The sequence below is a fragment of the Pseudomonas sp. TH06 genome (assembly GCF_016651305.1).
Lineage (GTDB): Bacteria > Pseudomonadota > Gammaproteobacteria > Pseudomonadales > Pseudomonadaceae > Aquipseudomonas.
In genome coordinates, this window is sequence record NZ_JAEKEC010000001.1 from 1,696,306 (window position 1) to 1,708,742 (window position 12,437).

The following is a 12,437-nucleotide window of genomic DNA, read 5'->3' on the forward strand; positions in this document are numbered from 1 at the left end:
TTTACGACTGCTACGCAGCCGAGCGGGGATAAATCCCCTCGCCACAAAATCCCTCTAAAGCAGAGATCCTTGTGTGATTACAGCATGCGTTCCAGGCCCACGGTGGTGCTGAACCACGCATTGAATCGTCGCCACCAGCTCCCCGGTTCCTTGGTCAGCGTGTGCATCTGGCCGTTGTCCTCGGTTACCCAGACGATTTTTCCATCCTGCAATTTCGCTTCGTAGCTGAGCGCTGGCGCCATACCTTGCAACGCCAGTTCGCGCACGTGCTCGGCGAGTTCCGGGCTGTCCACCAGCACGCCCACCTCGGTGTTCCACAACACTGAGCGAGGGTCGAAGTTGAATGAGCCGATAAACGCTTTTTGCCGGTCGAAGATCATCGCCTTGCTGTGCAGGCTTGAATCCGAGCCGCGAAACGACTTGCTGTAGAACACGTGCGGGCCGCTGCCATAGTTATCCCCAGGCTGGCGCCGCAGCTCAAACAGCTTCACGCCGTGTTCCAGCAACGCCTTGCGATAAGGCGCATAGCCGCCGTGCACCGCCGGTACGTCGGTGGCCTCCAGCGAGTTGGTCAGCAAGCTCACCGAGACCCCGGCATCGGCGCGTCCGGTCAGGTACACAAGTCCCGGCTGCCCCGGCACGAAGTAGGCCGAGATCATGATCAGCTCTTTGCTGACGCCCCTCAGCTCCGGCGTCAGTTGCGTAGTCAGCAGCAATTGCGGATCCGGTTCGTTCTTGGCCAACACCTTGCTCGGCGCATCCCACAGTGCCTGATTCCAGGCCCAGATCAGCTCTTTGCGCCAGATGTCCATACGCGGTTCGGTCTTGAACGTCATCAACTGCTGATACAGCGCGTGATTCTGCTTGCGGGTTTCTTCCAGTGATTCTTCCAGACGCGTGCGGGTGTTCTGTAAGTCCTTGGCGCTCGGTCTGCTCGAGAGAAACTCGTCGATCGGCTTGCTCAGCGCGCTGTTCCAATACTGATCGAAGCTGTGCCCGAGCTGCTCCGCCACCGGGCCCACGCTGAGCATATCGATGTCGGTGAAATTCAGATTGGGCTCGGCATCAAAATATTCGTCGCCCAGGTTACGCCCGCCGACGATGGCCACGCTGTTGTCCGCCAACCACAGCTTGTTGTGCATGCGCCGGTGTTGCAGCGACAGATTGAACAGGCGCCCGGCCGCTCGGGTCACGCCGGTGCTGCGGCCCAGATGCAGCGGGTTGAACAGGCGGATCTGGATCTGCGGATGCGCTGCCAAAGTGGCGATGATCTGGTCGAGGCCGTCGCTGGTGGTGTCGTCGAGCAGAACCCGTACTCGTACGCCACGGTCGGCAGCCTTGAGCAGTTCTTCCACCAACATTCGCGTACTGATGCCGTCATGCACGATGTAGTACTGCAGGTCGAGGCTGGTTTGTGCGTTGCGGATCAGTTCAGCGCGGGCGGTGAAGGCTTCGGTGCTGTTGGACAGCAGACGGAAACCGGAGCGCCCCTGATATGGCGCGGCTTGCGCCTGGATCGAGCGACCGAAGCTCGAGTCGGACGCCGGCAGCGCCTGACTCGGTTCACGCGGCACATCGAGGCTGGCGCATCCGCTCACGAGCGCGGCAAGCATCAGCAAAGCGGGCAGGGGCTGTCTGAAGCTCACGTAGGATCGTTCCGAAGGGCGGCAAGGGTCGGCATATGGACGCTGGGCTCTCAAAAAAAGTCAGTCGGCTTCGGCCAGCAATTTGATCGCTGCCGCGCCAACCTTGCGCACCGCTTCTTCGATCTGCGGCGTCGGTTTGGCAGCGTAGTTCATTCGCAGGCAATTGCGGTACTTGCCCGAGGCGGAAAAGATGCTGCCGACGGCAATCTGTACACCTTGATCATGCAGCTCACGATTAAGTTTCAAGGTGTCGAAACCTTCCGGCAATTCGACCCACAACATGAAACTGCCTTGCGGTCGGCTGGCGCGAGTACCGGCCGGGAAATAGCGGGTTACCCAGTCGATCATCATGTCGCGATTACGCTGGTATTGCGTGCGCATCCGCCGTAAATGAGGTTCGAAGTGGCCGGACTTGAGAAATTCGGCGATGGCGATCTGCGGTTGCGGCGCGGTAGAACCGGTGCTGATGTATTTCATGTGCAGCACACGCTCAAGGTATCGACCCGGCGCGACCCAGCCAATGCGCAGGCCCGGCGCCAAGGTCTTGGAAAACGAACTGCACAACAGCACTCGGCCATCTTCGTCGAAGGACTTGATCGTGCGCGGGCGTGGGTAGGTGTAGGCCAGTTCGCCATAGACATCGTCTTCGATGATCGCCACGTCGAAACGCTGCGCAAGCGTCAACAACGCGCGTTTGCGCGACTCCGGCATGATGTAGCCGAGCGGATTGTTGCAGTTGGGCGTGAGTTGAATGACCTTGATCGGCCATTGTTCCAGGGCCAGTTCCAGCGCTTCGAGGCTGATGCCGGTGAGCGGGTCGGTGGGGATTTCCAGGGCTTTCATGCCCAGCCCTTTGAGGGTCTGCATGGCGCCGTGAAAGCTCGGCGAGTCCACCGCGACGATGTCGCCCGGCTCGCAAATCGCGTGGATGCTGGTGGACAGTGCTTCGTGGCAACCGGTGGTGACGACCAGGTCGCTGGCGCTCAACTGGCAGCCGGAGTCGAGCATCAATCGGGCGATCTGTTCACGCAGTTCGAGGGTGCCATGAATGTTGTCGTAATACAGACCGGGCATGTCCTGCCGGCGACTGATTCGCGCCAGGCCGCGCAGCAGCGGTTTCATCGTCGGTGAGGTGACGTCGGGCATGCCGCGACCGAGCTGCACCACATCCTTACGCGGTACTGCGCGGATCAGCTCCAGCACCTGATCCCACTGTGAAATCTCCACCGGCCGCTGCGCCGGACGGCCGACGGCGGGCAGCTCCGGCAACTCGCGACCGACCGGGACGAAATAGCCTGATTTGGGTTTCGGCGTGGCCAGGCCACTGTCTTCGAGCATGCGATAAGCCTGCTGCACCGTGCTGAGACTGACGCCATGTTCTACGCTCAAGGCGCGCACCGAAGGCAATCTGTCACCTGGACGATAGAAACCTTGTTCGATGCGCGTGCCGAGCAGTTCGGCGAGATTCACATAAAGCGTCATGGCACTGCCTCGATGCAGATGATTCGAAAAACCAGTACAGATGCGGCGTAAATCGACAATTCAGTGGCAGGAACAGCAAATCTGTATGGAAATAATACAGATGTGTTGAATCTGTAACGCTTTTGCCGACCCGCGCATCATGGAATCTCTGGCTACCCAAGTAAACAGGAGCGACAAAAATGAACGGCTTGAGCGATGTGCGGCTGACGTTACACAGTCAGGAACTGGAGGCAGGGCAGGAGGACAGTGCGTGGAACACGGCCATGCGCAATGCGCCGTCCGGGCTCAGTCGCTGGGGTCTGTTCTGGCATCGTCTGCACACGCGCAAGGCGTTGCTCGGCTTGACGCCGGAGCAACTCAAGGATGTCGGACTGACGCGGGAGCAGGCGCTGGAGGAGGGGTTGAAGCCGTTCTGGCGGATCTGAGATCTGTATTGTTTTTGTAGGCCTCATCGCGAGCAGGCTCACTCCTACAGGGGAATGCATTCGAACTGTAGGAGTGAGCCTGCTCGCGATAGGGCCTTCAAACCCACCGCAAAAACATCAGATCAGCTCTTTGAGGCGATGCCACAACATCCCCAGCGCCAACAACGGTGAGCGCAAATGTTTGCCGCCCGGAAAGGTGATGTGCGGCACCTTGGCGAACAGATCAAAGCCACCACTGTGCTGCCCGCTGATCGCCTCGGCGAGCAACTTGCCCGCCAGATGGGTGGCATTCACCCCGTGTCCGGAATAGGCCTGGGCGTAATACACGTTCGGCTGGTCAGCGAGCCGGCCAATCTGCGGCAAGCGGTTGGCGCCGATGCCGATCATGCCGCCCCACTGATAAGCGATCTTCACTCCGGCCAGTTGCGGGAAGACTTCGAGCATCTTCGGCTGCATGTATGCGGCAATGTCCTTGGGGTCGCGCCCCGAGTAATGGCAGGCGCCGCCGAACAGCAAGCGACGATCCGCCGAGAGCCGGTAGTAATCCAGCGCCACCCGCTGGTCGCAGACCGCCATGTTCTGCGGCAGCAGGTTGTGCGCCTGCTCTGCGGACAGCGGCTCGGTGGCGATGATGTAGCTGCCGGCGGGCAGGACTTTGCCGCTGAGTTGCGAGTTAAGGCCATTGAGATAGGCGTTGCATCCCAGCACCAGCGTCTTCGCCCGCACCGAGCCTTGCGCCGTGTGCACTTTCACTTCAGGGCCGTAATCGATACGGGTCACCGCCGACTGCTCGAATAGCTGCACGCCCAGTTGCTGTGCCGCTGCGGCCTCGCCCAGGGCCAGGTTCAACGGATGCAGATGCCCGGAACCCATATCGATCAAGCCACCCACATAGCGCTTGGAGCCGACCACCGTGTGCATCTCGCTGGCTTGCAGCAAACGGGTTTCGTGGCGATAGCCGAGGCCGCGCAGTTCTTCGGCGTCTTCGGCAAACCCCTCAAGGTCGGACGGTTTGTTGGCGAGGTCGCAATAGCCCCAGGTCAGGTCGCAGGGGATCTGAAAGCGTTCGACGCGCTGGCGGACGATTTCTACCGCTTCCAGGCCCATCAGTTTCATCTGCCGCACGCCGTCGGTGCCGATGACGTTGGCGAACTGATCGAGGCCGTGGCCGACCCCGCGAATCAGTTGTCCGCCATTGCGGCCACTGGCGCCCCAGCCGATCTTGTGCGCTTCCAGCAGCACCACGCTGAGGCCGCGCTCGGCCAGTTCCAGTGCGGTGTTGAGCCCGGAGAAACCGCCACCGACCACGCACACGTCGGCCATCACTTCACCTTGCAGCCGTGGATGATCCGGTTGCGGCAGGCTGCTGGCGGCGTAATAAGAGGCAACGTGAGGTTGGCTCGCGGTGGTCTGGGCGCGGGCGTTCATGGGCGTCATCCTGAGCGGGGTGTCGAGAAAATTTGACGGAGCATAAGCCGCGCTCGCGAAGGTGGGCAACATTGGTCGGTCTGCGGTGTCTGGATCACGGCTTTTGCGGCACAATTGCCGCCTATTCCACGTTGGTCACCGTTTCGATGAGCTGCAACAGCGAGAAAATCCGCACCCTGCGTCAGCAGATCCCGACGTTCGACTGCGTACCGGGCTGCCACGACTGCTGTGGGCCGGTGACGACTTCACCGGAAGAAATGGCGCGCCTGCCGCGCAAGACCCGCGCCGAGCAGGATGCGGCAATGGAAGAACTTAACTGTGTGCACCTGGGGCCGAATGGCTGCACGGTGTATGGCGAGCGACCGTTGATTTGCCGCTTGTTCGGGACGACGAAGACGTTGCCGTGCCCGAATGGGCGAGGGCCGGTGGAGCTGATTCATCCTCGGGCCGAGAAGCAGATCTTCGAATACATGGCGTCAAATCGGCAGGTGCTGGTTTAGCGGGTTCACTCCTGACCGAATCGAGGCCATCGCGAGCAGGCTCACTCCTACAGGGGGAGTGCATTCCAACTGTAGGAGTGAGCCTGCTCGCGATAGGGCCAGGTCAGGCCCGGCAAAACTCAGTCCGGAATCGGCAGGTTCAAGCTCTCTTTCACTTCTTCCATCACGATATAGCTCTTCGACTCACGCACATGCGGCAGCTTCAAGAGGATGTCGCCCAGCAGTTTGCGGTACGAGGCCATCTCGGAAATCCGCGCCTTGACCAGATAGTCGAAATCCCCTGACACCAAGTGGCACTCCAGCACGTGCGGCAGTTTCAGCACCGCGCGTCGGAACTCTTCGAAAGTATCGCCGGATTTGTAGTCGAGGCTGATCTCGACGAACACCAGCAGACTACCCTTCAAGTGCTGCGGATTCAGCCGGGCGTTGTAGCCCATGATGATCCCCTCACGCTCCAGACGCCGCACCCGCTCGGTGCACGGCGTGGTGGAGAGGCCGACCTTTTCCCCGAGTTCGGTGAAGGAAATCCGCCCGTCCGCCTGCAGGATCCGCAAGATGTTGCGATCGATCTTGTCCAGCTCACGTTTGGTCTGAGTGTTGGTACGCATAGGGGATGCGCCTCCGTGAAAAGGGTTTTTGCCGAGAATTGTCGCCAAATATAGGCGCTTATATAGTGAAAAGCACTGGCATTTATTTTTTACACTGCGCGCATCATTGCTCTAACAACAGACGTACGCGGCACGCCGCGAGAGGGATTAAAAATGCGCGTTATGGTCTTGGGTAGCGGCGTCATCGGTACCGCCAGTGCTTACTATCTGGCCCGTGCCGGGTTTGAAGTGGTGGTGGTCGACCGGCAGCCCGCCGCCGCCATGGAGACCAGTTTCGCCAACGCCGGCCAGGTCTCGCCGGGCTATGCCTCGCCGTGGGCCGCGCCGGGCGTGCCGCTCAAGGCCATAAAGTGGCTGCTGCAACGCCACGCGCCGCTGGCGATCAAGGCGACCGCCGACATCGACCAGTATCTGTGGATGGCGCAAATGCTGCGCAACTGCACCGCCAACCGCTACGCGGTGAACAAGGAGCGCATGGTGCGTCTGTCCGAGTACAGCCGTGACTGCCTCGACGAGCTGCGCGCCGAAACCGGCATCGCCTACGAAGGCCGCAGCCTCGGCACGACTCAGCTGTTCCGCACCCAGGCACAGCTCGATGGCGCCGCCAAAGACATCGCCGTGCTGAAAGAGTCCGGTGTACCGTTTGAAGTCCTCGACCGCGCCGGCATTGCCCGCGTCGAGCCGGCACTGGCCAATGTCACCGACATCCTCGCCGGTGCCTTGCGTCTGCCGAACGACCAGACCGGCGACTGCCAGATCTTCACCACCCGGCTCGCCGAAATGGCAGTGAAACTTGGCGTTGAATTCCGCTTCGGCCAGGACATCCAGAAACTCGACTTCGCCGGTGATCGCATCAACGGCGTATGGATCGACGGCAAGCTGGAAACCGCCGACCGCTACGTGCTGGCCCTCGGCAGCTACTCGCCACAACTGCTCAAGCCGCTGGGCATCAAGGCCCCGGTGTATCCGCTCAAGGGTTACTCGCTGACCGTGCTGATCACCAACCCGGCCATGGCTCCGACCTCGACCATTCTCGACGAGACCTACAAGGTCGCGATCACCCGTTTCGACAACCGCATCCGCGTCGGCGGCATGGCCGAGATCGCTGGTTTTGACCTGTCGCTGAACCCGCGTCGGCGCGAAACCCTGGAGATGATCGTCAACGACCTTTATCCTCAGGGCGGCAATCTGGCCGAGGCGAGTTTCTGGACCGGTCTACGTCCGACCACACCGGACGGCACGCCGATTGTTGGCGCCACGCCGTTCAAGAACCTGTTCCTCAATACCGGTCACGGCACTCTCGGCTGGACCATGGCGTGCGGTTCCGGTCGTTTGCTGGCGGACCTGATGGCGAAGAAAAAGCCACAGATCAGCGCCGAAGGCCTCGATATTTCCCGTTATGGCAACAAAATCCAGGAGTCCGCAAAACATGGCAATCCAGCGCCAGCTCACCAATGAGCGCATGAGTCAGATCGTCAGCCACAACGGCACCGTGTATCTGGCCGGGCAGGTCGGCGACGACTTCAACGCCGGGGTTGAACAGCAGACTCGTGAAGTGCTCGCCAATATCGAGCGTTTGCTCGATCTGGCCGGGACGGACAAACAGCATTTGCTGTCGGCAACGATCTACCTGAACGACATCGAAGCGCACTTTGCCGGGATGAACTCGGTGTGGGACCAGTGGCTGCCCAAAGGTGCTGCACCGGCCCGTGCCACCGTTGAAGCGAAGATGGCCAAACCGAGCATCCTGGTCGAGATTTCCATCGTCGCCGCGCTGCCGTAACCCGTTGTAAAAGATCCCTCTCCCGGTGCTGCTGGCGGTTCACGTCGTCAGCCAGCGCCGGTTTTTCTTCCCATGACCGCCAAGAAGTCTGCTGCCATGCGTCCTGCCCGTGCCCTGATCGACCTTCAAGCCCTGCGTCACAATTACCAAATTGCCCGCGAAGTCACCGGTGCCAAGGCGCTGGCGGTGATCAAGGCCGATGCCTATGGCCATGGCGCGGTGCGTTGCGCCCAGGCGCTGGAAGCCGAGGCCGATGGTTTCGCCGTCGCCTGTATCGAAGAAGCGCTGGAGCTGCGCGCCGCCGGCATCCGTGCCCCGGTGTTGCTGCTTGAGGGGATTTTCGAGGCCGACGAACTGGCGCTGATCGTCGAGCATGATTTCTGGACCGTGGTGCATTCGCTGTGGCAGCTCGAAGCCATCGAGCAAGCTGCGCTGAGCAAACCGATCACTGTGTGGCTGAAACTCGATTCGGGCATGCACCGTGTGGGGCTGCATCCGAAAGATTATCCGGCGGCCTATCAACGCCTGCTGGCCAGCGGCAAAGTGGCGAAAATCGTCCTGATGAGCCACTTCGCCCGCGCCGATGAATTGCACGAGCAGAGCAGCGCCGATCAAGTAGCGGTATTTGAAGCCGCTCGCCAAGGTCTGGCTGCCGAAGTCAGTCTGCGCAATTCGCCAGCCGTGCTCGGTTGGCCGCAGATTCACAGCGACTGGGTGCGTCCCGGCATCATGCTCTACGGCGCTACGCCGTTCGAAGAAGCCAACGCTGTGGCTGAGCGCTTGAAACCAGTGATGACGCTGGAGTCGAAAGTCATCTGCGTGCGTGAGTTGCCGGCCGGTGAACCGATTGGCTACGGCGCCAAGTTCATCACCGACAAGCCGATGCGCATCGGCGTGGTGGCCATGGGTTACGCCGATGGCTACCCGCGTCAGGCGCCAACTGGCACGCCGGTGCTGGTGGCGGGTAAACGCAGCCGCATCCTTGGCCGAGTATCGATGGACATGCTCTGCATCGACCTCACCGATGTACCGGAAGCGGGCCTCGGTTCGACTGTCGAGCTGTGGGGCAAAAACATCCTCGCCAGCGAAGTGGCGAAGTGGGCCGACACCATTCCGTACCAGATCTTCTGCAACCTGCGTCGAGTGCCAAGGCTCTATTCCGGGGCTTGAGGCCGCTACGGGTCCCGAGTGTTGTAAATACTGAACGCTGTCGCCATGATAACGCTCAATATTTCTACAACACTCTGGAGGCTCCAGCCTTGGACGTCGGTGAACGACTGCAATCGATCCGCAAGCTCAAAGGGCTTTCCCAGCGTGAACTCGCCAAACGCGCGGGCGTCACCAACAGCACCATTTCGATGATCGAAAAGAACAGCGTCAGCCCTTCGATCAGTTCGCTGAGAAAAGTTCTGGGCGGCATTCCCATGTCGATGGTCGAGTTTTTTTCCGAAGAAATCCTCCAGGAAAAACCGACCCAGATCGTCTACAAGGCCAACGAGCTGATCGACATTTCCGACGGCGCCGTGACCATGAAACTGGTGGGCCGCGCGCACCCGAGCCGGGCTATCGCATTCCTCAACGAAATCTACCCACCGGGCGCCGATACCGGCGAAGAAATGCTCACCCATGAGGGTGAGGAAACCGGGATTCTGGTCGAAGGTCGTCTGGAGCTGGTGGTGGGTCTGGAAACTTTTATCCTCGAAGCCGGCGACAGCTACTACTTTGAAAGTACCAAGCCGCATCGTTTCCGTAATCCGTTCGACTCGCCTGCGCGACTAATCAGCGCAGCAACACCGGCGAATTTTTAAACAAAGAGGTGCCAGGCCATGACGGCAAAGGCATCCGGACAGTTTTTCCACCGTGCGGTATAACCCCTTCGACTATGGGGTTGTTTCAGTGTGGCGGGCTACCCGCTATACTTCCGCCCGCCTGCGAACCGTGGCCGCAGGCGTGAATAGCCACCATTGAGGGTGAACGCGTGAACCTAATTATGAAAATGCTGGCTGCACCAGCAACCGTACTGGCCCTCTGGGCTGTCAGCGCTCAAGCTGCGACGAATGACGACATTGCCAAACGCCTTGAGCCGGTTGGCCAAGTGTGTGTTCAGGGGCAGGAATGCAAGGGGATGGAAGTGGCTGCGACTGCCGGCGGCGGTGGCGGTGCGAAAACTCCGGATGAAGTGATTGCCAAACATTGCAACGCTTGCCACGGCACCGGCCTGTTGGGCGCGCCGAAAATCGGTGACGCGGCAGCGTGGAAAGAGCGTGCTGATCACCAGGGCGGCCTTGATGGCATCCTCGCCAAAGCCATCACCGGTATCAATTCGATGCCGCCGAAAGGCACCTGCGCCGATTGCTCGGATGACGAGCTCAAGGGTGCAATCCAGAAGATGTCCGGCCTGAAATAAGCCACGCTTCTGATGAAAAAAACCGTCTTCGGACGGTTTTTTTGTGTCCGCGATTCATTGCGTGGGCTGTCCTTTGCAGCAAACTCAAGGCAAGCTCGGTCTACCTCTATTCACGGAACGGGCGGGAGGCTTCAGATGGTGCAGTTGTGTTCGATCGAACAGGCAGTGGACGACGTACTGGCGAGGTTGCCGGCGCATATCCACATGGGCTTGCCGCTGGGGCTGGGCAAACCCAATCATTTCGTCAACGCGCTGTACCGGCGCATCAAGGGCCTGCCCGAGCGTCAGCTGACGATCTACACCGCGCTCTGCCTAGGGCGGCCGAGCCTGGGCGACGGTTTGCAGAAGCGCTTTATCGAGCCTTTCGTCGAGCGGGTCTTTGGTGACTATCCGGAGTTCGATTTCCTCGCCGACCTGCACCGCGACAGCCTGCCCGCCAATATCCGCATCGAGCAGTTCTTCATGCAGCCCGGCAGCCTGCTCAACAGCCCGCCGGCGCAGCAGGATTACGTCAGCAGCAACTACAGTCATGCGGCCCGCGACATCAACGCTGCCGGGCTGAATCTGGTGGGCCAGTTGCTCGCCAGCAGTAGCGAACATCCTGATCGTCTGAGCCTGAGCTGCAACCCGGACATCACCCTCGACCTGTTGCCGATGATCGCCAAGCGCCGCGAGGCCGGGGAGACGATTCTGCTGGTCGGTCAGGTGCATACCGATTTGCCGTACATGCCCGGCGATGCCGAAGTCGACATCGACACCTTCGACCTGCTGATCGACGAGAAGGACAGCAGCACGCTGTTTTCCACGCCAAACATGCCGGTCGGTTTTCAGGACCATTTCATTGGTTTGCACGCCAGTACCCTGGTGCGCGACGGCGGTACATTGCAGATCGGCATCGGCTCGATGGGTGATGCGCTGACGGCTGCGTTGTTGGCCCGCCAAGGCGATAACGCTGGTTATCAGGCATTGCTGGGCGATGTGAACCTCAGTCAGTGGGCGCAGCTGATCAGCCGTGAGGGTGGCACTGAACCGTTCGCCAAAGGCCTTTACGGCTGCAGCGAAATGTTCGTCAACGGCCTGCTGGTGCTGGCCGATGCCGGGATCATCCGGCGCAAGGTCTACCCCGACGTCCAGACGCAAGAAAAGGCCAACGCCGGCACCCTCGATGAAGCGGCGCAAACCGATGGCATCTCGGTGCACGGCGGCTTCTTCCTTGGCCCGCGCAGTTTTTACCAGCGCCTGCGTGAATTGCCGCACAGCAAGCGCCTCGAATTCAACATGACCCGCATCAGCTACATCAACGAGTTGTATGGGCAGGAAGAACTCAAGCGTTTGCAGCGACTTGATGCACGGTTCATCAACACCGTGTTCACCATGACGTTGCTTGGCGCCGGGGTGGCCGATCAACTCGAAGACGGACGCGTGCTCAGCGGTGTCGGCGGGCAGTACAACTTCGTCGCCCAGGGCCACGCGTTGCACGATGCACGCTCGATTCTGATCCTGCGCAGTTGGCGTGAATCCGGTGGCGATGTCAGTTCCAACATTGTCTGGGAATACGGACACTGCACGATTCCACGGCATCTGCGGGACATCGTGGTCACCGAGTACGGCATCGCCGATTTGCGCGGCAAGACGGACGCTGCGGTCATTGAAGCGTTGCTCAATATCAGCGACTCACGCTTTCAGTCAGGGCTGATCGAGCAGGCGCAGAAGGTCGGCAAACTGCCAAAGGACTTCCGCATCGATCCACGTTTCGCCGACAACACGCCGCAACGTTTGCAGGCGATTGCAGCGAAGCATCCGCATCTGTTTCCGGAGTATCCGCTGGGTTGTGATTTCACTGCGATCGAGAAGGATTTGCTGCGGGCGCTGAACTGGCTGAAGAGCAAATTCAAGTTGAGCGAGATTCTGGAACTGGGCAAGGCTGCGCTGGATGCGCCGGAGGCTTCGTTGTATCCCGAGCATCTGGAGCGGATGCAGCTCAGCAACCCGGAGGGCCTGAAAGAAGACCTGTTCCAGCGCCTTCTGCTCACCGGCCTGAAGGCCACCACGCAATAACTGCCTGACCCAAAACAACTGTAGGAGTGAGCCTGCTCGCGATGGCGGTGTTTCAGTCAAGAATATGTCGACTGATACACCGCCATCGCGAGCAGGCTCA

At 60.2% G+C, this 12,437-nt stretch carries 12 protein-coding genes; 8 read left to right on the forward strand and 4 right to left on the reverse strand.

Annotation, left to right across the window (positions count from 1 at the left end):
* Positions 1-77: 77 nt before the first annotated feature.
* Positions 78-1,646, reverse strand: a complete 1,569-nt coding sequence (locus tag JFT86_RS07455) for a phospholipase D family protein (RefSeq protein WP_201236309.1) — start codon at positions 1,644-1,646, stop codon at positions 78-80.
* A 60-nt stretch (positions 1,647-1,706) separates the two neighbouring features.
* Positions 1,707-3,128: a PLP-dependent aminotransferase family protein gene (locus JFT86_RS07460; RefSeq protein WP_201236310.1), complete on the reverse strand. Its 1,422-nt coding sequence runs from the start codon at positions 3,126-3,128 to the stop codon at positions 1,707-1,709.
* A gap of 179 nt (positions 3,129-3,307) precedes the next feature.
* On the opposite strand from JFT86_RS07460, the gene JFT86_RS07465 reads away from it, so the two are divergent.
* Positions 3,308-3,553: a DUF1127 domain-containing protein gene (locus JFT86_RS07465; protein WP_103302583.1), complete on the forward strand. Its 246-nt coding sequence runs from the start codon at positions 3,308-3,310 to the stop codon at positions 3,551-3,553.
* 117 nt (positions 3,554-3,670) lie between these two features.
* Here JFT86_RS07465 and JFT86_RS07470 read toward each other — a convergent pair whose 3' ends face one another.
* Positions 3,671-4,981, reverse strand: a complete 1,311-nt coding sequence (locus JFT86_RS07470; protein WP_201236311.1) for an FAD-binding oxidoreductase — start codon at positions 4,979-4,981, stop codon at positions 3,671-3,673.
* 146 nt (positions 4,982-5,127) lie between these two features.
* Between JFT86_RS07470 and JFT86_RS07475 the strand changes: the two genes are divergently transcribed.
* Positions 5,128-5,481: a YkgJ family cysteine cluster protein gene (locus JFT86_RS07475; RefSeq protein WP_201238567.1), complete on the forward strand. Its 354-nt coding sequence runs from the start codon at positions 5,128-5,130 to the stop codon at positions 5,479-5,481.
* A 119-nt stretch (positions 5,482-5,600) separates the two neighbouring features.
* Here JFT86_RS07475 and JFT86_RS07480 read toward each other — a convergent pair whose 3' ends face one another.
* Positions 5,601-6,089: an Lrp/AsnC ligand binding domain-containing protein gene (locus JFT86_RS07480; protein ID WP_003206849.1), complete on the reverse strand. Its 489-nt coding sequence runs from the start codon at positions 6,087-6,089 to the stop codon at positions 5,601-5,603.
* Positions 6,090-6,242: 153 nt separating this feature from the next.
* Between JFT86_RS07480 and dadA the strand changes: the two genes are divergently transcribed.
* From dadA to JFT86_RS07510, 6 genes are all read left to right on the forward strand, one after another.
* Entirely contained in the window at positions 6,243-7,547 is a 1,305-nt protein-coding gene (gene dadA, locus JFT86_RS07485; protein ID WP_201236312.1) for a D-amino acid dehydrogenase, read from the forward strand.
* Positions 7,519-7,872 carry a RidA family protein gene (locus JFT86_RS07490; protein ID WP_064589806.1) on the forward strand — a complete coding sequence of 118 codons (354 nt, stop codon included), beginning with the start codon at positions 7,519-7,521 and terminating at the stop codon, positions 7,870-7,872. The genes dadA and JFT86_RS07490 overlap by 29 nt, the downstream gene beginning before the upstream one ends.
* Positions 7,873-7,968: 96 nt before the next feature.
* Positions 7,969-9,042 (forward strand): alanine racemase, encoded by a 1,074-nt coding sequence (gene alr, locus JFT86_RS07495; RefSeq protein ID WP_201238568.1) that lies wholly within the window; start codon positions 7,969-7,971, stop codon positions 9,040-9,042.
* Positions 9,043-9,131: 89 nt separating this feature from the next.
* On the forward strand, positions 9,132-9,680 hold the full coding sequence (locus JFT86_RS07500) for a cupin domain-containing protein (protein ID WP_096817305.1): 549 nt from the start codon (positions 9,132-9,134) through the stop codon (positions 9,678-9,680).
* A 182-nt stretch (positions 9,681-9,862) separates the two neighbouring features.
* Entirely contained in the window at positions 9,863-10,279 is a 417-nt protein-coding gene (locus JFT86_RS07505) for a c-type cytochrome (protein ID WP_166222261.1), read from the forward strand.
* Between the two features lie 135 nt (positions 10,280-10,414).
* Positions 10,415-12,337: an acetyl-CoA hydrolase/transferase family protein gene (locus JFT86_RS07510; protein WP_201236313.1), complete on the forward strand. Its 1,923-nt coding sequence runs from the start codon at positions 10,415-10,417 to the stop codon at positions 12,335-12,337.
* Positions 12,338-12,437 lie beyond the last annotated feature (100 nt).

Bases quoted from the DNA above. Each gene is read 5' to 3' on its own strand.
- JFT86_RS07510 (WP_201236313.1), top strand. From the start codon at position 10,415: ATGGTGCAGTTGTGTTCGATCGAACAGGCAGTGGACGACGTACTGGCG.
- dadA (WP_201236312.1), top strand. From the start codon at position 6,243: ATGCGCGTTATGGTCTTGGGTAGCGGCGTCATCGGTACCGCCAGTGCT.
- JFT86_RS07505 (WP_166222261.1), top strand. From the start codon at position 9,863: ATGAAAATGCTGGCTGCACCAGCAACCGTACTGGCCCTCTGGGCTGTC.
- JFT86_RS07470 (WP_201236311.1), bottom strand. From the start codon at position 4,981: ATGAACGCCCGCGCCCAGACCACCGCGAGCCAACCTCACGTTGCCTCT.
- JFT86_RS07460 (WP_201236310.1), bottom strand. From the start codon at position 3,128: ATGACGCTTTATGTGAATCTCGCCGAACTGCTCGGCACGCGCATCGAA.
- JFT86_RS07475 (WP_201238567.1), top strand. From the start codon at position 5,128: ATGAGCTGCAACAGCGAGAAAATCCGCACCCTGCGTCAGCAGATCCCG.
- JFT86_RS07480 (WP_003206849.1), bottom strand. From the start codon at position 6,089: ATGCGTACCAACACTCAGACCAAACGTGAGCTGGACAAGATCGATCGC.
- JFT86_RS07490 (WP_064589806.1), top strand. From the start codon at position 7,519: ATGGCAATCCAGCGCCAGCTCACCAATGAGCGCATGAGTCAGATCGTC.
- JFT86_RS07465 (WP_103302583.1), top strand. From the start codon at position 3,308: ATGAACGGCTTGAGCGATGTGCGGCTGACGTTACACAGTCAGGAACTG.
- alr (WP_201238568.1), top strand. From the start codon at position 7,969: ATGCGTCCTGCCCGTGCCCTGATCGACCTTCAAGCCCTGCGTCACAAT.